Source organism: Devosia ginsengisoli (assembly GCF_007859655.1).
GTDB lineage: Bacteria > Pseudomonadota > Alphaproteobacteria > Rhizobiales > Devosiaceae > Devosia > Devosia ginsengisoli.
This window is the reverse complement of the sequence record NZ_CP042304.1, coordinates 717,515-738,994: the sequence shown is the minus strand read 5'-3', so window position 1 is coordinate 738,994 and position 21,480 is coordinate 717,515. Positions and strand designations below refer to the sequence as shown.

At 64.3% G+C, this 21,480-nt stretch carries 16 protein-coding genes; 6 read left to right on the top strand and 10 right to left on the bottom strand.

Annotated elements, in window-relative coordinates:
• Nucleotides 1-133: 133 nt before the first annotated feature.
• From FPZ08_RS03610 to FPZ08_RS03585, 7 genes are all read right to left on the bottom strand, one after another.
• Nucleotides 134-937: an inositol monophosphatase family protein gene (locus tag FPZ08_RS03610; protein ID WP_146288716.1), complete on the bottom strand. Its 804-nt coding sequence runs from the start codon at nucleotides 935-937 to the stop codon at nucleotides 134-136.
• A gap of 13 nt (nucleotides 938-950) precedes the next feature.
• Nucleotides 951-1,520: a PhoU domain-containing protein gene (locus FPZ08_RS22265; protein ID WP_246132798.1), complete on the bottom strand. Its 570-nt coding sequence runs from the start codon at nucleotides 1,518-1,520 to the stop codon at nucleotides 951-953.
• Entirely contained in the window at nucleotides 1,504-2,625 is a 1,122-nt protein-coding gene (locus FPZ08_RS03605; RefSeq protein ID WP_246132797.1) for a Na/Pi cotransporter family protein, read from the bottom strand. Before FPZ08_RS03605 ends, FPZ08_RS22265 begins: the two co-directional genes overlap by 17 nt.
• Nucleotides 2,626-2,689: 64 nt before the next feature.
• Entirely contained in the window at nucleotides 2,690-4,771 is a 2,082-nt protein-coding gene (locus tag FPZ08_RS03600; protein WP_146288715.1) for an ABC transporter ATP-binding protein, read from the bottom strand.
• A 5-nt stretch (nucleotides 4,772-4,776) separates the two neighbouring features.
• On the bottom strand, nucleotides 4,777-5,925 hold the full coding sequence (locus FPZ08_RS03595; RefSeq protein WP_146288714.1) for an ABC transporter permease: 1,149 nt from the start codon (nucleotides 5,923-5,925) through the stop codon (nucleotides 4,777-4,779).
• Nucleotides 5,926-6,166: 241 nt separating this feature from the next.
• Nucleotides 6,167-7,159, bottom strand: a complete 993-nt coding sequence (locus FPZ08_RS03590) for an ABC transporter permease (protein WP_146288713.1) — start codon at nucleotides 7,157-7,159, stop codon at nucleotides 6,167-6,169.
• Between the two features lie 291 nt (nucleotides 7,160-7,450).
• Entirely contained in the window at nucleotides 7,451-9,445 is a 1,995-nt protein-coding gene (locus FPZ08_RS03585) for an ABC transporter substrate-binding protein (RefSeq protein ID WP_146288712.1), read from the bottom strand.
• A 249-nt stretch (nucleotides 9,446-9,694) separates the two neighbouring features.
• Here FPZ08_RS03585 and FPZ08_RS03580 point away from each other — a divergent pair, with 249 nt between their 5' ends.
• Nucleotides 9,695-10,723, top strand: a complete 1,029-nt coding sequence (locus tag FPZ08_RS03580) for a LacI family DNA-binding transcriptional regulator (protein ID WP_146288711.1) — start codon at nucleotides 9,695-9,697, stop codon at nucleotides 10,721-10,723.
• Nucleotides 10,724-10,907: 184 nt separating this feature from the next.
• A complete protein-coding gene (locus FPZ08_RS22135; protein WP_210246855.1) occupies nucleotides 10,908-12,152 on the top strand; it encodes an HAD family hydrolase in 1,245 nt (414 codons plus the stop codon).
• Between the two features lie 7 nt (nucleotides 12,153-12,159).
• Here FPZ08_RS22135 and FPZ08_RS03570 read toward each other — a convergent pair whose 3' ends face one another.
• The 3 genes from FPZ08_RS03570 to FPZ08_RS03560 all read right to left on the bottom strand — a co-directional run bounded on the left by FPZ08_RS03570 (nucleotide 12,160) and on the right by FPZ08_RS03560 (nucleotide 18,413).
• The gene (locus tag FPZ08_RS03570) at nucleotides 12,160-16,359 is read right to left on the bottom strand and encodes an autotransporter domain-containing protein (protein WP_146288710.1); all 4,200 of its coding nucleotides are present in this window, start codon (nucleotides 16,357-16,359) and stop codon (nucleotides 12,160-12,162) included.
• Between the two features lie 108 nt (nucleotides 16,360-16,467).
• Entirely contained in the window at nucleotides 16,468-17,433 is a 966-nt protein-coding gene (locus FPZ08_RS03565; protein WP_146288709.1) for a DUF3592 domain-containing protein, read from the bottom strand.
• Entirely contained in the window at nucleotides 17,433-18,413 is a 981-nt protein-coding gene (locus tag FPZ08_RS03560; RefSeq protein ID WP_186767195.1) for a formylglycine-generating enzyme family protein, read from the bottom strand. The genes FPZ08_RS03565 and FPZ08_RS03560 overlap by 1 nt, the downstream gene beginning before the upstream one ends.
• Nucleotides 18,414-18,634: 221 nt before the next feature.
• Between FPZ08_RS03560 and FPZ08_RS03555 the strand changes: the two genes are divergently transcribed.
• From FPZ08_RS03555 to FPZ08_RS03540, 4 genes are all read left to right on the top strand, one after another.
• A complete protein-coding gene (locus FPZ08_RS03555) occupies nucleotides 18,635-18,931 on the top strand; it encodes a hypothetical protein (protein WP_146288707.1) in 297 nt (98 codons plus the stop codon).
• 13 nt (nucleotides 18,932-18,944) lie between these two features.
• Nucleotides 18,945-19,367 (top strand): hypothetical protein, encoded by a 423-nt coding sequence (locus tag FPZ08_RS03550; protein WP_146288706.1) that lies wholly within the window; start codon nucleotides 18,945-18,947, stop codon nucleotides 19,365-19,367.
• A 125-nt stretch (nucleotides 19,368-19,492) separates the two neighbouring features.
• The gene (locus tag FPZ08_RS03545; protein WP_146288705.1) at nucleotides 19,493-20,476 is read left to right on the top strand and encodes a helix-turn-helix transcriptional regulator; all 984 of its coding nucleotides are present in this window, start codon (nucleotides 19,493-19,495) and stop codon (nucleotides 20,474-20,476) included.
• A gap of 147 nt (nucleotides 20,477-20,623) precedes the next feature.
• Nucleotides 20,624-21,256 (top strand): hypothetical protein, encoded by a 633-nt coding sequence (locus FPZ08_RS03540; RefSeq protein WP_146288704.1) that lies wholly within the window; start codon nucleotides 20,624-20,626, stop codon nucleotides 21,254-21,256.
• The last annotated feature ends 224 nt before the right edge of the window (nucleotides 21,257-21,480 follow it).

Here is a 21,480-nt window from a genome sequence, read left to right as displayed (position 1 = left end):
CTAAGTCCGTTGAATCGAGCAGGGTGGGGGTGTCGAAGGCTCCCCGAACTCAGCGGATGCGGAACGCTCGACACCCCCACCCTTGATCCCTCCCCACAAGGGGGAGGGAGACGACTGCTCCCTCCGCGCCCCTCTACTTCGGCTCCTTCCGCGGCACATCCTTCAGCTTCTCCAGCAAAAACGCATGCGTCGCCTTGTTGGCGACCAGCAGCGTACCCGTACGCTCGAACACTTCCGGCCCACGCCCCCACCAGTCGGTGACAATGCCGCCCGCTTCCTCGACGAACAAAATCCCCGCCGCCGTATCGACAAACCCGGTTTCCTCGTAGTAGCCGGTCAGCCGCCCCATCGCGACATAGGCGCAGCTATTGGCGGCGCTGCCGACGATGCGTACGGCACCGACAGGCGCCCTGATAGCATCGAGCCGCTCATAGGCGCCGGGATAGAGCGACAGGCCCGGCGTCGGCAGGCCGGTGCCGATATTGAACAGGCCGATATCGGCCTGCTCGCTGACCTTGAGCCTGTCGCCATTCATGAAGGCGCCCTGCCCCTTGATCGAGGTGAACATCTCGTCGGCGGATGGGTTGTACAGCACGCCGCAAACCGTCTCATTGCCCCTGCGCAGGGCAATCGAGATCGTGTAATGCATGCCGTTGATGAAATTGGTAGTGCCGTCGATCGGATCGACCAGCCAGCGATATTCGTCGCTCTTGTGGACCGGCTCGAATTCCTCGCCGGTAAAGCTCCAGTCCGGATAGCGCTCGAACAGGAATTTGCGGATCAGCAATTCGCTTTCCTTGTCGGCGTCGGAGACGAAATCCGCCGGTCCCTTGATGCCGATTTCGAGGTCGCGGAAACGCTCGAAATAGCGCAGCGTCAGGGCTCCTGCCTCGCGGGCGACGGCAACCATGTCCGCAAGGATGGCATCGTAGTTCATTGCTGGCTCCAGTTTATTTCACGACCGGCTTCGGTTCGAGGACGGCATTGGGCCGCAGGCGGCTTTCATCGAGTTCGCCCTTGGTTTCGAGGATGGGATAGGCCACCGAGGCCAGATGCGCATTGATGCGCTTGAGGTCGCGCAACAGGTCGAGATGCATCGAGCTGGTTTCCACCGAGGCCGGCACGCGCTCGCGCACGCGCTGGATATGCGTGCTGGCCGAACGCGCCTCGAGCCGGCGCACATCGACCTTGGCGGCCACCAGTTGGCGGGCCAGTTGTGGATCGCGCGTCATGAACACGGTCTGGCTCAATTGCATGTTGCTGATGGTCTTTTCATAGAGCGCGACGATCTCTGCCAGGCCATCGGCCGAGAATTTCAACTGCCGCTTGGCGATCTTGCCGGCAATGTCGCACAGCCCGCTTTCAACGATATCGCCGACATGTTCCAGGTTGATGGCAAAGCTCATGATTTCGGCGGAACGGCGCGCATCGTCATCGTCCAGCTCGGTCTGGTCGAGCCGGGTCAGGTAGAGTTTTATGGCCTGGTTGAAGGCATCCACATCGTCATCGAGCAGAGACACCGAGCTGCGCTTGGCCGGACCGGGCTTGCGCAGGGCGTCGAGGCTCCCCCTCCAGCATGCGCAGCACGATATCGCTGACCCGCAGCGTCTCGCGCTCCGCCGCCGCCAGCGCAATGGTCGGCGTGTCGAGCACGGTATCGTCGAGATAGCGGGTGCCGCGCTCCGGCGTGGCGGGCTTGGGCATGGCCAGCGCCGCCAGCTTGCCGATCGGCCCCAGCAGCGGCAGGAACAGCACCAGCAGCGCCAGGTTGAAGCCGATATGGGCGGCAATGGTCAGCGCGTTGGCATTGGGCAAAATGGTCTGCAGCAGCGCCGCGGCCGGCACGGCGAAAATAGTCAGCACGATGGCGCCGATGGCCCGAACCACCAGGTTTGCCAAGGTCAGCCGGCGCGCCTCGGTGCCCTCGCGCAGCACGGCCAGCAGCGGCGGAATGGCGCCGCCCAGATTGGCGCCCGCCACCAGCGTCACCGCCAGCGCCGGCGGCACGATGCCGGCCGAAGCCAGCAAAGCCACGAACAGCACCACGGCCAGGCTCGATGACGATACGAAAGCCAATACGGCCGCCAGGATCAGCGCAAAGGCCGGCGCGTCGGCCAGCCCGGACAGGATGGCGATCATCACCTCGGATTCGCGCAGCGGATCGGTGACATTGCCCACCAGTTGCAGCGCCAGCAGCATCAGGCCAAGCCCCAGCACCGCGCGGCCGACGCCCTTGCCGCGGGCATATTTGCTCAGCGAAAACACCGTGACCCCGATCAGGATCATGGCCGAGGCGAACCAGTGCACATCGAGCGACAGGATCACCGCGGCGATCGACGTGCCGACATTAGCGCCCAGCATCACCGCCTGCGCCATGCGCGGATTGATGGCCCCATTGCTGGCAAAGCTCGCGGTGATGACGGCGGTCGCCGTGGACGATTGCAGCGCCAGCGTGGCCATGATGCCTGACAGGACCGCGGCAAAGCGGTTGCCCGTGCCCTTGGCAATCCACAGGCGTAGCGATGCCCCGAAGGCCCGCATGACGCCGGTCTTGATCATCCGCAGACCCCAGAGCAGCAATGCCCCCGCGCCAAGCAGGTCGATCAGCTGTATCGTGGAATGCATGTTCCCTTATCGCACCAATTTAGAACAGGCATTGTACGCCAGTTCCCTGATCTGTCGACTGAATTTACGCGCCAAGCAGTTCCGGCTGGCCGGTAACTGTGCGCAACCGCAATTCATCGGCCCGGATGCAGGCGAAACGATGATCCGGCGTTCCGTCGAGGGGCGGCATAACCGCACGGCAGGCGGGTTGGGCATATTGGCAGCGGTCGGCAAAGGCGCAGCCGGCGACCTCCCGACTCGGGTTCGGCACATGCCCGCCGAGCCGGATGCGATCCGTGCTCTTGCCCATGCCGCGCCCCGGAATGGCGGCCAGCAGCGCCTCGGTATAGGGGTGGCGCGGATTGTGGAAGATCGCTTCGGTGCTGCCGATCTCGACAATCCGCCCGGCATACATCACCGCCACGCGGTCGCTGATATTGGCGATGACGCCAAGGTCGTGACTGACGAACAGATAGGTCAGGCCCATTTCGGCCTGGAGCTGCTTCATCATGTTGATGATCTGGGTCTGCACCGACACGTCGAGCGCCGACACCGCCTCGTCGGCGATCACCAGCCGCGGGTCCGATGCCAGCGCGCGGGCAATGGCGATGCGCTGGCGCTGCCCGCCGGAAAAGGCATGCGGATAGCGCTCGGCATAATCAGGGCTCAGCCCGACCCGCGATAGCAGTGTCTGCACCCGGCCCTCGATCTCGCCAGCGCTGTACCGGCTGTTGACCTGCAGCACTTCCCCGATGATGTCGCGCACCCGCATGCGTGGATTGAGCGAGCCGGTGGGGTCCTGGAAGATCATGCGGATATCAGTGCGCAGGCGCTTGGCCGTGGCGCCATGCGCGGTCAGCAGGTCCACCGGCTCATGACTGCCATCGGCAAAGCGGATCGCCCCGCTATCGGCCCGGTGCAGGCCGACAATGGTCTGCCCCAAAGTGGACTTGCCGCAGCCGCTCTCCCCCACCAGGCCCAACGTTTCGCCGGGATAGATATCGAGCGAGATATCGTTGACCGCCCGCACCGCTCCGGTCTGGCGCTGGAAGAAGCCTGACCGAATGGGGAAATGCTTGTGCAGGTCGCGCACGCTGAGCAGCGGCTCGGTGCTTTCGGCACGCTTTTCCACCGCAGCAACATTCGCGCCAACCCGAGCAGCGCTCTTGTCGATCCGGCCCGCCTGCGGACCATAGGCATGGCAGGCAACCATGTGGTCATTGCCCAGCTCGGTCTCCAGCACCGAAATCATGTTGCAGAAGCCGGGCACCGCCCATTCACAGCGCGGATGGAACGAGCATCCCGTCGGCCGCAAAACCGGCGGCGGCACCATGCCCGGAATGGCCTTGAGCGGCGCCTTGAAATCCCCATCCAGCCGCGGCATCGAAGCCAGCAGCCCCCGCGTATAGGGATGCTTGGGATTTTCCAGCACCTCCTTCACCGGCCCGCGCTCGACGATCCGCCCGAGATACATCACCGCCACTTCATCGGCGATTTCGGCCACCACGCCCAGGTCGTGGGTGATGAACAGCACCGACATACCGCTGTCGCGCTGCAATTGCGCCAGCAGGTCGAGAATATTGGCCTGCGTGGTCACATCCAGCGCCGTGGTCGGCTCGTCCGCGATCAGCAGGCGCGGCTGGTTGATCAGCGCCATGGCAATCATCGCCCGCTGCCGCTGGCCGCCCGACAGTTGGAACGTATAGCTGTCATAGCGCCGCGCGGGGTCGGGCATGCCGACCTGTTCGAGCATGCGGATGCCCTCTTCCCGCGCCGCCTTCTCGCTCACCTTGCGATGCAGCGTCAGCGCCTCACTGATCTGGTTGCCGATCGTGTAGAGGGGCGAAAGGAAGCTCATCGGCTCCTGATGGATCATGGCGATATCGGCGCCGCGCACATGGCGCATCACCTTGCTGGTCGGCTTGGTGGCCGCAATATCGAGCACATCGCCATTGGCCTGGCGCAGGTTGATCGCTCCGCCCGACACCCGGCCGGGATGGTCGATGACCTGCAATATCGCCTTGGCCGTCACCGACTTGCCGCAGCCCGATTCCCCCACCAGACACAGCGTCTTGCCGGCGGGAATATCGAGATCGAGTTCGGTCACCACATCGACCGCCCCGGCAAAGGTGATGGTGAGGCCGCGGATTTCTACCAGATTGTCCATGCGCCTCAGTCCGAATAGGGGTCGGCCGCGTCGCGCAGCCCGTCACCGAGGAAATTGAGCGCCAGCACGGCGATGACCACCGCCCCGCCCGGCAGCAGCAGCCAGGGCGCCGAGGCGATGGTGCGCACATTCTGCGCCTCCTGCAGCAGCACGCCCCAGCTGACGATGGGCGTGCGCAGCCCGATGCCGAGATAGCTCAGCGCCGTTTCCGCCAGGATCATGCCCGGAATGGCCAGCGACACCGTAGCGATGATGTGGCTCAGGAAGCTGGGCAGCATATGCCGGAAGATGATGCGTACCGGCCCGCAGCCATCGAGCCGCGCCGCCTTGACGAAATCCTCGCTGCGCATGGCGAGAAACCGCCCGCGCACCACCCGCGCCAGGCTCGTCCAGCCCAGCACCGACAGGATGATGGTGATGAGGAAATAGACCTGCAAAGGCGGCACGGATTGCGGAATGGCCGCCGCCAGCCCGATCCACAGGGGAATGGCCGGCACGGACTGGATGAATTCGATGAAGCGCTGGATGATGTTGTCCACCACCCCGCCGAACAGGCCCGAAATGCCCCCGATCAGGATGCCGAACAGCAGGCTCAGCGCCACCCCAATCAGCCCGATCGTCATGGAAATGCGCGTGCCATAGATGGTGCGGCTCAGGATATCGCGACCCAGCCGATCCGCCCCCGCAATGAAGAACGGCTGCCCCTCCTCGACCGCCCCGAACAGATGCCGGTCGGTGGGAATGAAGCCCAGCAGATTATAGCTCTCCCCCTGCACGAACAGGCCGATGGGGATCACCGTATCCGGATCGGCGACGAACAGCCGCCGGCCGGAATTGTAGTCGATCTCGGTCTTGTAGGCATTCACATGCGGCAGGAAGCGCCAGCCCTCGCCCTCATCAAGTCCCCACTGGATCGCCTGCGGCGGCGCATAGCTGTAGCTGGGATTATAGGCTTCCAGCGTCACCGGCGCGAGGAATTCGGGGATCAACGCCACGATATAGGCCAGGATGACGACGATGCCGCCCGCCACGCCCAGCCTGTGGCGCAGGAATTTCTGCCACACCAGCGCCCAATGCCCGTCATAGCCCCGCCCGCGCTGGTGGATGGGGGCAATGGGGGTAACCTGCCCGGTGGTTTCGTCGAATATGCTCATGGGGGAGCTCCTTGGGAGCGCAGCAACACCCCCTCCCTAGCTACGCTACGGCCCTGCGGACCTAGCTTCGCTACCCTCCCCTCAAGGGGGAGGGTGATTGCGGTGGCTTGGGCAAGATCGTGCCACTGAGTGGAGCCCACCTCCCCCCTTGTGGGGGAGGCAAGCAGAGCTTGGCGCGCAGCGCCTAGCGTCGCTCGGAGGGGGGTACGCTTCCGCATCTCAAATGAAACTGCCATCACCCCTACCCCTGCTGATACCGGATGCGCGGATCCAACCACGCCAGCAGCAGGTCGCTCAGCAATGTCCCCACCACCACCAGCACGCTCAGCATCAGGATGAAGCTGGCGGCCATGTACATGTCCTGCGTGCGCAGCGAATCCAGCAGCAGTGGCCCGGTAGTCTGCAGCCCCATGACGATGGCGACGATGGTGCCGCCCGAGACGATCTCGACGAAGATGTCGTTCTGCCCGGAAACGAACGGATTGAGCGCGTGGCGCACCGGGTACTTCATCAGCAGCCCGAACTCGCCCTTGCCCTTGGCGCGGGCGGCCGTGACATAGGGCTTGTGCAACTCGTCCATCAGGTTGGCGCGGATGATGCGGATCACGCTGGCGGTGCCCGCCGTGCCCAGCACGATCATCGGCAGCCAGAGATGGTTGAGCAGGTCCAGCACCCGCGCCCAGCTCCACGGCGCTTCGAGAAATTCCGGCGAGAACAGCCCGCCGACATTCATGCCGAACCAGGCGAAGGCGACATACATCACCGCCAGCGCCAGCAGGAAATTGGGGATGGCGAGCCCAAGAAAGCCCAGGAATGTCGCCATATAGTCGCCGGCCGAATAGCGCCGCACCGCCGAATAGATGCCGATGGGGATCGCCACGACCCAGATGAACAGCAGGCTCGCCACCGACAGCACCACCGTCAGGCCCAGCCGCGGCCAGATCACGTCCTTGACCGGCAGGTTGAACGAGAAGGAATAGCCGAAGTCGCCGCGCAGCACGACGCCCGATATCCAGTTCCAGTATTGCACCATGATGGGCAGGTCGAGCCCATAGGCCCGGCGCATCGCCTCCTGCTCGGCCAGCGGCATGATATCGCCCTGCGCCGCGCGCAATTCGGCGGTGCGGGTAATGAAATCGCCGGGCGGAATGGCGATGACGAGAAAGGAGATCAGCGAGACCGCGATCAGCGCGGGGATCACATAGATGATCCGGCGCAGCATGAATGATCCCATTGGCGGTCTCCTTTCCGTCTGGCGTTTGCGGAAGCAACCCCCACCCTCAATCCCTCCCCACAAGGGGGAGGGAGGCGCATGACCGCATTCCGCGTTTCGCTCGATGCCGCCTCAGTCACCGGCCAGGCTTCCCTCCCCTCGATGGGGAGGGAGTGAGGGTGGGGTGGAGTCACGAACACGATGCCCGTCCCTTGCCCCACATCGATAAAATAGCCGGCTCCGCAAAGGGAATGAACGAAGCCGGCCAGGAATTGGATGGCCCCAGCGGGGCCATCCGGGCTCTGGGAGAGCTTAGGGCTTGAAGAAGAAGGTGGCGAAGTTGGCCGGGGCCGGGCCGGGATAGAGCCAGCCCTCGATCAGTTCGGCCGGCACGTTGTGCAGGTCGTTCTTGACCGAACGGTAATAGCCCGCCGGGTTGGCGATGCCGATGGTGAGGAATTCCTCGGCCAGCAGGTCGGTGAATTCACCCATCAGCGTCGCCTGTTCCTCGCCCACCGTGGTCGGAATGGTCGAGCGCAGCTCGTAGAGGCGCTGCACATTGGCCGGCGGCTCGACGGGCGACCAGCCTTCCGGCAGCTCGGCATCGGGGTTGAGGCGCAGCATGTCCCAGGCGGCCCAGCCACTCCAGTTGCCCAGCGACCAATAGCCATAGTCGTTCATGAAGCGCCCAAGATTGAGCAGCGGCAGTTGCCCGCAACCATTCTCGCCCACCCACACGGCGGCGTCGGCATCGGGCTTGGCGCGGGCATTCCCGAACAGCTCGTCCGAATGGTAGTTGATGGTCACGTCGAGCCCGGCCTGTTTCCAGGTACGCTCGATGAGCTGGAAGGCGTCGACCGTGTCCGGCTTGAAGTCGGCATTGATCTCGACCGAGAACTTGAACGGCTTGCCGTCCGGCCCGACGCGGACGCCATCGGCACCCATAGGGATGATCTTGTCGAGATGCTCGGCGGCAGCAGCCAGGTCGAACTCGGTGAATTCCTTGGCCAGCTTCTCGTTGTAGAAGGGCGAGTTCGGCAGCGGCGCCGGCTGGAAGGGCTCGCCCTGCCCCAGATAGATAGTGTCGATGATTTCCTGGCGATTGATGGCCAGCGACACGCCGGCCCGGAAATCCTTGGAGCCGAACACCTCGGCCTTGACCGGATCCGGATGGTTCACCGAAAAGCCGAGCACGGCCGTGTTGTAGTCGCAACTGGTGGCCGGCACGAGGTGATAATCACCCGCTTCCTGGCTGTCGAAGAACACGGCACGGTTCTGCGGCGTCGACACATTGCGCGGCGACATGCTGATCTGACCCTGGATGGACTGCAGAAGCGTCACTTCCGGGTCGGCCGCCGCCGTCCAGACGCGCTCGTCGATATAGGGGAGCTGCTGGCAGGAGGGATCGACCTTGAAATAATAGGGATTGCGGACAAACGTCACGCGCTCCTTGCCCAGGATGGAATCCTGGCCGATCCAGGCCAGCAGCGACGGCCGCTTGGGATCGTTGAACTGGGCGGCATCGCCATAGGAGCCGACATTGCCCTTCCACCAGGCAGCATAGTCGGTGGCGCCGGCGGCCTGCATCATGTCAGCGACACCGTCCGGATTCAGATCGATATCGAACTGTTCCATGTAATGCTTGGGGAACATCACGACGCGCTGGCCATAGGGGCCGGCCATGTTCTGCAGGAACAGGCCGTTGGGCTCCTCATAGGCAAAGGTCACCGTATAGTCGTCGACCTTGGTGACGGTGGGCACCGCGCCGTTATTCTTGAGCTCGCCACGCGGCCCGCCGGTCATGACCTTGGGATTGTTCTCCACCCGCTCCCACCAGAAGATGATGTCGTCGGCGGTGAAGGGCTGGCCATCGGACCATTTCATGCCCTCGCGCAGGTGGAAGGTATAGCTGCGGGCGTCCTCGCTGATGTCCCAGCTCTTGGCGATACTGGGCACGACTTCGGAGCCATCGACGCTCCAGCGCACCAGCGGCTCGTAGCCGAACTGGCGGATATCGGCGACATTGCCGCCGCCCCAGCTATCGATGAACTGGCCGCCATAGACGCCGATTTCCTCGGCCGGCTCGACAACCAGTGGCTCGAGCGGCAGGCGCTCGGCCACCGGGGGCAAGGTGCCCGCATCGACCATGGCCTTGAGCTGCGGCGCTTCCGTATAGCCGCTGGCGCAGACATTGGCTGCGTCCTGGGCCTGCGCCGGCAGCACGATGGCGCCGGGCAGAGCCGTTGCACTGAGCAGCACTGACGTCGTCGCCAGCAGCCGCGTTACGCCGAAACGATCCTTCTGCATATGCTTCCCTCCCACGAAATGAAAACGGTCACATCCTCCGAGGTCCGGCCGGTGGGTTTGCGCCGGAAGCCTCACGTCCAAGGGTGCTTGATGCACCTCGTAACTATTACCCACGCATATCGATTGGGTGACGGTATCTTGTAAACGTTTTCAAAACAAGATATGAAAGCCGACATGGTCGGAACGGTGAAAAACTGTTACCGCGTAAGCCGCTAATCGGCCCCTTCGGCCACTCTCAAGGTTAACAGTGTGGTAACAATTAAGGACGTTGCGCGGCTGGCGAATGTGTCGATTGCGACCGTCTCGCGCGTGGTCAACAACTATGCCCATGTGCGGCCGGCGGTGCGCGAAGCCGTCACCAAGGCCATTGCCGAACTGGGCTACCGGCCCAATGGGCTGGCCTCGTCGTTCCGCACCCAGCAATCCAACATCGTCGGCGTCTTGCTGCGCCAGCAGCGCACGCCCTTCAGCAGCGCTTTGGCCTATGCCATCGAGAACACCATGTTCGACCAGGGCTATCGCGTCCTGCTCTGCTCGACCAATGGCGATGCCGATCGCGAAGAGGCCTATCTCAACACCATGCTGGAAATGCGGGTGCAGGGCGTCATCATCCGCCCCTCGGCCGCCACGGCCCGCACCATCAAGCAGGTCAACCTGCTGCGCGACCGGGGCATTGCCGTCTCCTTCGTCGACATGAAGCCGAAGATCGCCGCCGTCAGCTCGGTGGTTTGCGACAACTTTTCCGGCGGCTACCAGGGCATGCGCCACCTGATCGAGCTGGGTCACCGCCGTATCGGCGTGGCCGCCGGCATCGTGGCGCAGAAGGGCGGCGCGGCCGATGTAGGCAGCGAGCGCGCCCGCGGCATCCGCCAGGCCGCCGCGGATCTGGCCACCGATGTAGAGATCATCTGGTCGCCGCCTTTCGATATTGCCAGCTTCGAGATCGGCCGCGAGATCGGCGACACCATGATCCGCGCCAATCCGGGCATGACAGCCATCTTCGCCACCACCGACATGCTGGCCATCGGCGTGATGCATTCGGCCCATGCGCTGGGCCTCGACCTGCCCACGGACCTTTCCATCCTGGGCTATGACGGCATCATGGAGTCGGCAGTCACCTTCCCTACCCTCTCTACCATCGCCCAGCCCATCCACGAAATGGGCCAGCTCGCCGCCACGACGCTGATCGACCACATGACCGGGGTCAGCAAGTCGCCGCGCCAGGTGGTGCTGGAAAACACCCTCATCCACCGCGCCTCCACCATTCCCCTGCCCTGATTTATCCCCGCAGGCACCGGCACGGGCATAATCGGGAGAAGTCACGGGCATGCCGGCGATTTTCCTGCCAAATGCCCGCTCTTTTCTCTCGTTGAAAATTTACCCTTGGAGGCGACTTGCGGTTTGAACCTGAAAACGATTACAAGATTGCAAGCTGTTTATTTCAGGTTTCGGGGAAGCCCTCATGTCGCCATCTGTCCGACCCACCACGAGCGCGGATATCGAACTGGCGCGCCGTCTGGCGCCGGTCATTCGCTTCTGCGACAACGAGCCCTTCCTGCCCTCGCATGTCGGCATCACCGTGCTGGACGCCCCGGCCCGTTCGCCCTCGACCGGCCTGCCCATCGCCTTCGAGCCCGGCGTCGCCAAGGTCATCGAATATGCCATCTGGTGGGACTGGGACATCCAGCACCTCTACGAACTCGAGCATATCTGGCTCAAGCTCGCTGCCGATGACAGTGTCGTCGCGATCGAGGCCAGCGCCCATGGCGGCAAGTTCGCCATGCAACTGCCCGATGGCGCCCTGCCGCTGGAATCCGGCCGGGTCGTGCTGGTTTCGACGCCGGGCAAGCATGCCTTCACCGCCACTGCCCAGGAGCAGTTGCCGGGGGCCGAACGCACCGCAGTGGCCTGCCAGGAACTGGCCGGGCGTGCCGGTATTCTCATCAACGACATGTTCCGCGAACATCTGGGCGCGGTGACGCCGGAAGACCACCGCGCCGTCAAGCGCTACCTGCAGGCCCGCGCCTTCCTGCCCACCTTCGGCTTCAACCAGCTTTTCGATCTGGCCACAGCGGAATTCAGCAGTTGGGACGACCTGGCGGCCTGGATTCCGGGCCGTGTGAAAACCGTCCTCGCCCAGGTGCGGCAGGAGCAGCCTTTGCTCAAGGCCGTCTTCCTCGACAGCGGGGATACGCTGGTCAACGAGGCCAGCGAGAAGTTCGATGCCGATGGCTATGTCATCGAGGCCGGGCTCATCCCCGGCGCGCTGGAAATGGTGCAGTCCCTGGCCAAGGACGGCTATCGCATTGCCCTGGTGGCCGATGGCCGCGTCCGCAGCTTTGCCACCATATTGGGCGGCCACGGCATCAGCCCGCATTTCCACGCCCAGGTCATTTCCGAGGCGGAAGGCTGCGAGAAGCCCGACCAGCGCATGTTCCAGAAGGCCATGGCCGCGCTGGGGCTGGGCACGTCAGACGCCGAGGCCATCGTCATGGTGGGCAATCACCTGGAGCGCGATATCGGCGGCGCCAACCGGCTGGGCATTATCAGCATCTGGCAGAACTGGTCCCGGAAGCGCAGCCATATCCCGGCCGAGGCCATCGAAGTGCCGCGCTACACCATCCGCTCCCCCGGCGAATTGCCGGCTTTGCTGGCCGATATCGAACGCCAGATGGCCCGTGCCAAGTCCAACCCCTCGCCGGTCTGAGGCCGTCTCAGAACTGGCCTGCGAGACCGAGCGTGAAGCCGTGGTCCTGTGCCGAAGCCGATAGCAGGCCCTTATAGGCCAGGCTGAAGCTGGTATTCGGCGTCAGCGCCAGATCGAGCGCCGCCTCCACCTGGGCGCTGTTTCTGGCGAGCGGCACCCCGGCAATCGCAAAGGAGCTACCACCCGCAAAGGCATGGTTGCTGGTGGGCGTGGTATCGCCCAGCGCATGGCGCCAGCCGACCATGCCACGCAACGTGGCCTCGACCGTGCCGAGCGCCAGATGATGTTCCGCGCGCAGGCCCAGCGTGGCAAAGGTGACGCCACTCGTCGTGCCCTGCACCGCAAGAGCCCCCGCCCCGCCGCGTTCGGTAAAGCCATCATGGCTCAGCCGCACATGGGCGAAATTGACGAAGGGCTCAAAGCGCATGCCACTGGCCTCGATGCCATAGCCGAGCTCGCCGAAAGCCTGCAGCGTCCCGGCGCCGTATTGGGCCGTGGCATTGCCGGCAAAGCCGGGAAAGGCCACCGCCCTGTCGGTCCCGATATCGTGCCAGCTATGGGCAAGGCCGGCGCGGAAGGCGAAGTCGCCCCATTCCGTGCCGCCATAGAGGCCGAGATGGTAGTCCTCGCTCGACCCCGATGAGACACGATCCGCCGCGGTGAAGCCGACATGGCCATAGCCGGCCAGCATGCCGATGCGCCAGTCGCCGAGCAGCCCATCGGCGCCGATCAGCAGGCCCTTGCTCTGGCGGTCGAGGCCGGCGGCATTACCATCGCCATCGGCCGCCCCCCACGCGCCGAAGCCCTGCCCCCAGAAGACCGGCTCGACACGCTCGGGCGCGACCAGAATGGGCGTCGCACCCGGCGCATAGGCCAGCACAGGCACATAGGCCACCTCGGGCGCACCAAGCCTTGCGCGGAGCCGGTCGCCCATCGCATCGCGAACGAAGCCGCTATTGTCGAGCAGCGCCGTCTGGAGCGAGCCATGGATTTCGCCGGAAAGCTGGTCGAAGGCGGCGCGCGCCTGGTCCTCATCGGGCAGAGCCAGAACGGCGCTGACAACCGGATGGCCGGGCGCCAGGCTCTCCAGCCCGGCAGCGGTCGCCATCTGGTTCGGCGTCCCCGCAACGTCGCTCAGCGCCTGGCTCTGCACCACGGTCAGATAGGCATTGTTGGCGTCGTAACTGTCCTCGAGGCTGAGAAAAGCGGACTGCACCACGCCCGTAATCGCGGCATACTCGCCGGACAGGCCGCCCGCGGCGGTAAGCACGGTAAATGTCTGACCCGGCAGGTAGCCGCCCTGATTGGCAATATCGAGCACTGCCCCGGCAATATCGGCGCTGCCGGCGATCAGCACCAGATCGGCCGCACCGGTCGCATTGGTGTCGGCGGCATGGACTGAACCCGCCTTGAAGACCGCATTGCCATCGATCTCCAGCCGGTCCGACGCCCCGCCATCGGCCAGCGTGACCCGCCCGAAACTGTCGAAGACCTCGAGACCATCGAACCGCGTCGTCTCGACAGCGCCGGCCAGTGAAGCGGCGATCAGCGCTGCCCCCGCCTGGTTGGTTACGCTATCCATGCCGGCGCCAAAACTATTGGTGCCGCCTGCACTGTTCCATGTCCCGGCATTGCTCAGACTGTCGGCCAGGTCGCCCAGCTGCACCACGCCGAGCAGGCGGTTGGTGTTGGCAATCACTGCCGCGCCGCCCGTGGTTGCAATGGCAATGTCCTGCGACGCCTGCGACAGGTTTCGCACCTCGCCAGCGATGCTGATGTCGATGGCGGCGCCATTGGCCGACAGGGCAACAATGCCGCCGCCGCTGCCCTCGACGAGCCCGCCCACGGCGATATCGGTCAATCCCGAGCCGTTATTGAGCGCGAAGATGCCGGCATCACCGCTGCCGTCGGACCGCACGGACTGTGCGTCGATCATGATGCCGCCTGTATTGCCGGCCGCATGGTTGCTCGCCTCAATGCCGATGCCATTGCTCGCCGCGACAGCGCCGCCGGCAACGATATTGATCGCGCCCTGCCCCTGGTTGTTGACGAAAATTCCGTTATTGCCACCGCTGACCGCCTGGGCATTGACGGTGACGGCATTCAAATTGCCGGAATGGTCGTTGCCCACAGCGATGCCCTTGTCGATGATCGCCGTGACGGTGCCGGTCGCCGTGATGGTCGTCGCGCCGAGGCCGTGGTTCTCGGCATAGATGCCGTGCACATTGCCGCTGACCGCCACCGCGTCGATGTCCACGCCACCGAGATTGGCGGTATTGTCGCTGCGGATGAATACACCGCTGCCTGCCGTACCGATGACAGTGCCCTGTGCATCAATGCGCGCTGCGCCCAGGCCAGGATCGTAGACGACAATGCCATGCGTGCCGCCGCTGACAGCCTGAGCATCAATGGCAATGCCCCCTGAATTGCCGGCGCCCAGGATGCTGGAAATACCGGCCCCGTCGGTCCCCACAACAGCGCCAGACGCCACGATACTGGTCGCACCAGTGCCGGCATTGCGGATCCGCATGCCGTCCACGCCGCCGCTGACAGATTGGGCATCAATGGCAAGAGCGCTGGCATTGGCCGCGTTCGTCAGCACGCCGATAATGCCGAATCTGTCGGTTCCGACGACGGCGCCGGATGCCGTGACGCTCGTCGCGCCCGTGCCGACATTCTCCACCACAATGCCGTCCGTGGCGCCATTGACGGCCTGCGTTTGGACGGTCATGCCATCGGTATTGGTCGCCGTGCTGTCCCAGGCGACAACGCCTGCGCCATTCGTCGCCGTGACAGTGCCCGCGGCAAGGATATCGATCACGCCACGGCCGGAATTGTTGACATAGATGCCATAGTCACCACCGGTGACGGCCTGCGCCGCGACAGTGACCGCATGGATATTGTCGACGTGGTCGTTGCCGATGGCGATACCCTTGTCGACGAGCGCGGTCACGTCCCCCGTCGCCGTGATGGTGGCCGCGCCTAGGCCATGGTTCTCGGCATAGATGCCGTGCACATTGCCATTGACCGCCACCGCGTCGATGTCGATCCCGCCCAGATTGCCTATATTGTCGCTGCGGACGAAGATGCCGCTGCCGGCCGTGCCATTGACGGTTCCCTGTGCGTCAATGCGGCTTGCACCGAGGCCGGAATCGTAAACGACAACGCCGTGCATGCCGCCGCTGACAGCCTGTGCATTGATGGCAACGCCGCCGGTATTGGCGACATTGGTGCTTTCGACCAGAAAGCCGCTCCCGTCGGCGCCGACAACCGCGCCACTCGCGGTGAGGCTGGTCATCCCTGTGCCGTCACTCTGGGCCGAGATGCCGTCCGTGCCGGCACTGACATCGCGGGCATTGACGACAATGCCGTTCGTGTTGGCGGCATTGTCTGTGCTGACATGGATACCGAGCCCGTCGGTCCCGACGACCGAGCCCGTCGCGGTGAGGCTGGTTGCGCCCGTGCCTTCATTCTCGATCAGAATGCCGTGCACTGCGCCGCTGACAGCCTCGGCATTGATCGTCACGGCTCCGGTAGCGATGCCGAAGGGGTTCGATGCCACGATGCCGTTGCCGGTCGTGGCGGTGACCGATCCTGCTGCAGTGATGTCGATCGCGCCGATCATGTTGTGTGCGAAGATGCCGTGGAAGCCGGTTACCGTCTGGACATCGATGCTCAGCGTGCTGGCATTGGCGGCATTGGTGTGCCCGGCGTAAACGCCACGCCCATTCGCGGAGGTGACCGTATTATGCGCAGTGATACTGGTCGCACCGGTGCCCTCATTCACGACAGAAATCCCCTCCAGGTCGCCGCTGATGACGCCATTGGTATCGATCGTGACTACCCCGTCCGACCCCGCGACAATGTCGCCGCCTGACAGGACCGCGAGCCCGATGCCGCCGGCGGTCAGGGGTGAACCATTGAGGTCGGTATAGGTAATGGCACCCATTCCGCTGATATCGAGCGCATTGGCAGCCGTGCCGGTCGTATCGACGCTGAAGCCGGCATTTGTGGATACGTTGGCGTCATCGGCCACAATCACCTGCGGAGCAGTGTTGGAGGCGCTGCAGGCATAGTCCGTGCCGCCGGCCGGGATGCAGGCAGCAACGGCCTGCCGGGGGAGGACAGGCAGGGCGACAAGCCCCATGGCCAAAAGGCAGACATATTCCCGGCGCGGTTTTCTTGCCCGCCAAACCATTGCCATCATGATCGTTTCGCTCCCTGCCGCACTACTTGATAGCGTCGGCGGAAGAGCTGTGCTTGGGCTGGGGCGAAGCCGATATTGTCGTGCAACGAAGCACCGGCCAAGGCGGGTTCAGGCCAGTATGCCGGTCAGCGCCAGGGCGAGCAGCAGCAAGGCGAGGGCTGCGGCCGACCACCACCAGACGAGCCGTGGATCGCCGATCTGCAACGCCGCCGACGATGGGGCAGCCGGATCGTAATGCACATCGACCCGGTTGCCCGGCGCGAAACGGGCCGCCTGCTCCTCGGCGAAATGGCGACTGTTGGAGAAGGCCAGGTCGCCGAAACTGATGCGGTTGCTCTGGTAGCGCACACCGTCAACCACATAGTCGTAGACAGTGCGGTCCTGGAAATACCTGCTCGGGCCCAGCAGCTTGGCATGCGCAGCGAGCTTGACGGCGCCGGACGATACGATCGTGCCGCTGGTCGTCTGCCAGTGCCGGTGGATGTTCTGCAGTTTGACCGCGGCCGAGGCCAGGGCCAGGGCACCGACGGCCAGGGCCACGGCGGCGGCCAGTGATGGCGTCCATTGCAGGTCGTGCCGGATGATCGATCCCAGGTTGAACCTGCCATTCAGCCCGAGCAGCAGCACCACAATGACGGCCCCCGCGGCAAGGCCGCCGCCAAACATGGTGCGGAAGAAGCCGGCGCTGGGCGGATCGCGGTCGAGCACGCAATTTTCTGGATCCGACGGATCATAGTAGACCGTCACTTCCATGCCCTCGGGGTAGCACTTCAGCGCTTCGGTAACCCCGGCATTACCGGTATCGGTTCCGAAGCTGAGGCGATTGCCATGAAATTTGGCCCGCCCGACATTGAAGGCATAGGTGACGGCGGCGAAGTTCCGGATCTCGCTGTTCTCGACCATGTTTTCGCCGATGGGGGATTTTCTGATCAGCCGCGCCTCGGCCTGCGACGAGACGATGCGCCCGACGGTGGCCTGCCAGTGCCTGGCCGCGGCGACCTTTTGCCATTTGACGGCAGCGGCGAGCAGGATGGCGGCGTCGATGGCCAGTGCGAACCAGAGCAGCAGTTCCATTATTGCGGCCCCTCCCGGTACGGCAGGAGATCCCGGGCAACGCGGATACCCGTATCATCCATGGGCAGGGCGCCTTCGGCCCTGTCTGCGACCTGCAGTTCCCGGGCCGCCGACGCCCAGCCGCCGCCACGCATGGCATGGCTGCGGCAATCGTCGAGCATCCAGGCCGAGCCATCAGCCGGGGCATCCTGGTAACCCCGGCCCGTCGCCAGCATGGCCGAGCAGTCCACCAACCATTCGTAGACATTGCCCTGCATGTCGTACAATCCAAACGGATTGGCGGCAAAGCTGCCGACAGGCGCCGTAAAGACATACCCGTCGCTGCAGGCGAAATCGTGGATGTCGGTGATGACGTCAGGACGCTCGGCTGAATATTGCATGGTCTTGTCGGCGCCATTGCCATAAAGGCAGATATCGCTGGTATCGGCGCCGAAAGCATAGGGCGTCGTCGTACCACCGCGCGCCGCATATTCCCACTCCGCCTCGGTGAGCAGGCGATAGGGTTTGCCCGTCACCTGGGCGAGCCAGGCCACATAGGCCTCTGCATCATTCCAGGTCACGCAGGTGACAGGGTGCGCCGGGGTTTGCGGAAAACCCGGATCGCGCCAGGAAAGCTCTTCGCGCCGCTCTATATAGCCGTTGTACACGTCCTCCACGACGGAGCATCCCGGCTCGGAGGAATGCCCGGTTGCCTCGATGAAGGCCTCGTATTGCGCGACGCTGACCTCAGTGCTGGACACCGCGAAACGCGCCGCGATGCGAACGTCATGGAGCGGTTGGGCGAATACATTCGCCTCCGAACCCATCACAAACGTGCCCGCCGGCACGACCACCATTTCGGGGCAGCCCTCGCATTCGCTGAAGGAATCGCCCGTCTCCAGCCCCTGCTCCTGTTCGAGCGACAGCACCGCCGGAGCGGCCGCGACCGGGGCAGCGCACAGGATCGTCAGCGCGATATAGGCGGCGAAAAAGCGGTGCATCAACAGTGAAACCTCCACCCGGGCAAGCCCGGTCCGCGCCACCATAGACAGCGGCTTCCATTGTGGCTTGGCCTGCAGCGAAGCGGGCTTTGGCCTGATGCGAAGCCGGGCCGCCGCGCCGCATTTCGCATCGGGACATGCCGGGTTTCGCTCCAGTCCAAGCCCCGGCCGAAGCCGGTCGGTACAATGATCAGGTCACTTGAAAACCCAAGGAATTCCCGATGCTTCGTTTCGCCCTGACTTTCGTATTGCCGTGCGCCCTTGCCACCGCCGCCCTTGCCGCCGAGCCGATCGGCATTGCCGCCTGCGACGACTTCCTGACCAAGTACGAGATGTGTGTGACCGACAAGATTCCCGCTGCCCAGCAGGACGCCTTCAAGGGGCAGATCGAGCAGTTGCGGTCAGGCTGGATTTCGCTCGCCGCCAATCCGCAGACCAAGCCGACGCTGGAGGCGGCCTGCGTCACCTCCGCCGAGCAGATGAAGACGGCCGTCGCCGCATTCGGCTGCGCATTCTGATCGGATGGCAATGATGCGCGCGGCCCTGTGGGGTGCGGTGATGCTCCTGCCCATCGCCACGGCGGCCGACGACACTGTGCCGGCGCGCCTCGATTGCCTGTTCAAGCCTTATGTCGGGGGACAGTTGGTCTCGGGCGAAATCATTGCGCCCGAGACCTTCGTGCAGACCCCAGTGCCCATCAGCTTCGCCGTCACGGATACCGCCACCGGCGCCGCGACCATGACATCTACCGACCAGACCGTGCCGGCCCGGCTCGAAATTCTGGAGCCAGTCCTTCGTTTCAGCTACGAATTTGCCGGCCTCAGCGCGGGCGCCGTCACCATATCCAGAACCTGGGAGAATGGCGGCTACCCCGCCGTCCGGTCCGATCAAGGCTGGTATGACGGCGTGCTGTCCACCGGCTATAGCAGCGGCCTGTGCCAAGCGCCCGACTGACACTCCTTCATCCCCTACCCGCCCCTCTATCGGGACGCGTGACCAGCGCCGCCACCGATGCTATCCTCCGCCCCGACCAACGACTGCGGCGATCCGGATCACATTCGAATAGCGTGGGAGTTATCATGGATATCGAGCGGTCGGGGCCATCGCCCCTGATGCGGTTTTCCAGCGCCAACCTGCCGGAGATCGAGCGCAACACGGTTTTGCGCGAGGTGTTCGGGCGCGGCATCTGCAACATGGAGCTCATCCCCCTCACCGAGGCCCCGGTGGTTGATGCCGAATTGCGGGCCATGCCCGGCCTCAATGTGATGTGGGGCCATAATTCGCCGCATCGGATGGAGATCGACCCGACGCGCTACGGCGGCAGCGACACATTCATGATGAGCCTGTTCGACAATGACCTGCATGTCAGGCATCGGGCCGGCGAAGACGACATCACGCCCGGTTCGGCCCTGATCGTCTCGACCGAGCAGGCGCTGGCCGCCGAATGCGCATCGGCCTGCCGCCATGTCACGCTGCGGCTCGATTACGCCCGGCTCGCCCATCTCGTCTCCAATGCCGGCGACTTCCAGATGCGCATGCTGCCGGCAGATCGTGGCGTGCTGCAATTGCTGCGCGGCTATCTCGACCTGCTGCGGTACACCGACGAACCGCTGTCGGCGCAGGCCGAACATGCCATTGTCAGCCACATCTACGATCTGGTCGCGGTGGCCATGGGCCCCGGCCGCGACGTTGCCGAGATCGTGCGCGGCCGTGGCGTCCAGGCCGCCCGCCTCAATACGATCCGCCAGCACGTCCTGGCCAATCTCGGCGATCACCGCCTGTCGGTGCAGCAGGTCGCCACCCAGCAGGGTGTGACCACCCGCTATGTGCAGATGCTCTTTGAAAGCGAGGGCACGACCTTCTCGGAATTCGTACTGCGCGAACGGCTGGCCTGGACCATGCGCACCCTGTGCGACCCCGCCGCCCTTGGCCGCTCGATCAGCACGATCGCGCTCGATGCCGGCTTCGGCGACCTGTCCTACTTCAACCGCGTGTTCCGGCGCACCTTCGGCGAAACCCCCTCGGATGTGCGGGCCAGGACAATTCACGCCGCGCGCCACTGACGGCACCATTTCGCCGGAAGACAGACCGGGCTTCGCCCCAGTCCAAGCGCAACATCCACGCCTGCCCTATCCTGACGCTGTCACACGGCACCCGGCTGGCCGCATACCAGCGGCTGGCCTTCGCTGCGCGTGAAAAGGGGGACCGGCGTGTCCACATCGTCGAAGCGTGAGGCCGAAGCCATCCTCGCCCGGTTTCCCGGGCCGGTGCTGCTCCATTTCAACCGCCGGCGGATCCTGATCATGCTGGCCGTCTATCTCGGTGCCCTGGCCCTGATGATCTGGCTGCTATCCTCTGACTATGCGCGGGTCCGCGGCTACATGTCGGGCGGGAAAGACATGATGCTGGTGATCATCTCGCTGCTGTTCTGGGGCATGCTGGCCATGCGGGCCATCCTGATGCTGGTATTCCCGGATGCGGCGAGCCTGAAGCTCCATGCCGAGGGCTTCGAAATCGGCCATGTCTTCCACCGCATCCGCCTGTCCTGGCAGGAGGTGAGCGAGTTCGCCCTGATGAAGCGGTCTCTCCTGCCCTTCCGATATGGCGGCCGGGTCGAACAGGTGCTGTATGAAAATCCGGGCGCCGTCGACAAACAGGGCAAGCCGCAGGCTCCCCAGGTCCTGCCAGACCTCTATGGCAATCCCAGGCTCAGCCGGCAGGAACTGGTCCGGCTGCTCAACGAATGGCGCCGCCGAGCTCTCGCAGAAAAAGCCGCGTCATCGCCCTACCCCGACCGCCCGTCTGCCAGCCGGGTTCCGGCGACCGGCAAAGCCCGCCGCTGAGGCGCATCCGGCCCCATTAAATGTGGGCCAGGCGGTTGCCAGGCCGGCAGAGTCCCAACATCATTGCCCTGCCCCGCTCGTCCCGAGACGGGCTATGGCGCCGCGTCTCCCTTCCCGTTCGCGACAGCTGCGACTCTGCGAAATTTCGCATCTATAGCTCCAATGTTTCGACTTTTGGAACAGACGGAAATTTGGGAAGGCTACGCCGAAGTGTTAGGGAGGAA

Bases quoted from the DNA above. Each gene is read 5' to 3' on its own strand.
- FPZ08_RS03545 (WP_146288705.1), top strand. From the start codon at position 19,493: ATGGATATCGAGCGGTCGGGGCCATCGCCCCTGATGCGGTTTTCCAGC.
- FPZ08_RS03605 (WP_246132797.1), bottom strand. From the start codon at position 2,625: ATGCATTCCACGATACAGCTGATCGACCTGCTTGGCGCGGGGGCATTG.
- FPZ08_RS03570 (WP_146288710.1), bottom strand. From the start codon at position 16,359: ATGATGGCAATGGTTTGGCGGGCAAGAAAACCGCGCCGGGAATATGTC.
- FPZ08_RS22135 (WP_210246855.1), top strand. From the start codon at position 10,908: ATGTCGCCATCTGTCCGACCCACCACGAGCGCGGATATCGAACTGGCG.
- FPZ08_RS03565 (WP_146288709.1), bottom strand. From the start codon at position 17,433: ATGGAACTGCTGCTCTGGTTCGCACTGGCCATCGACGCCGCCATCCTG.
- FPZ08_RS03595 (WP_146288714.1), bottom strand. From the start codon at position 5,925: ATGAGCATATTCGACGAAACCACCGGGCAGGTTACCCCCATTGCCCCC.
- FPZ08_RS03590 (WP_146288713.1), bottom strand. From the start codon at position 7,159: ATGGGATCATTCATGCTGCGCCGGATCATCTATGTGATCCCCGCGCTG.
- FPZ08_RS03560 (WP_186767195.1), bottom strand. From the start codon at position 18,413: ATGCACCGCTTTTTCGCCGCCTATATCGCGCTGACGATCCTGTGCGCT.
- FPZ08_RS03550 (WP_146288706.1), top strand. From the start codon at position 18,945: ATGCGCGCGGCCCTGTGGGGTGCGGTGATGCTCCTGCCCATCGCCACG.
- FPZ08_RS03555 (WP_146288707.1), top strand. From the start codon at position 18,635: ATGCTTCGTTTCGCCCTGACTTTCGTATTGCCGTGCGCCCTTGCCACC.
- FPZ08_RS03585 (WP_146288712.1), bottom strand. From the start codon at position 9,445: ATGCAGAAGGATCGTTTCGGCGTAACGCGGCTGCTGGCGACGACGTCA.
- FPZ08_RS03600 (WP_146288715.1), bottom strand. From the start codon at position 4,771: ATGGACAATCTGGTAGAAATCCGCGGCCTCACCATCACCTTTGCCGGG.
- FPZ08_RS03610 (WP_146288716.1), bottom strand. From the start codon at position 937: ATGAACTACGATGCCATCCTTGCGGACATGGTTGCCGTCGCCCGCGAG.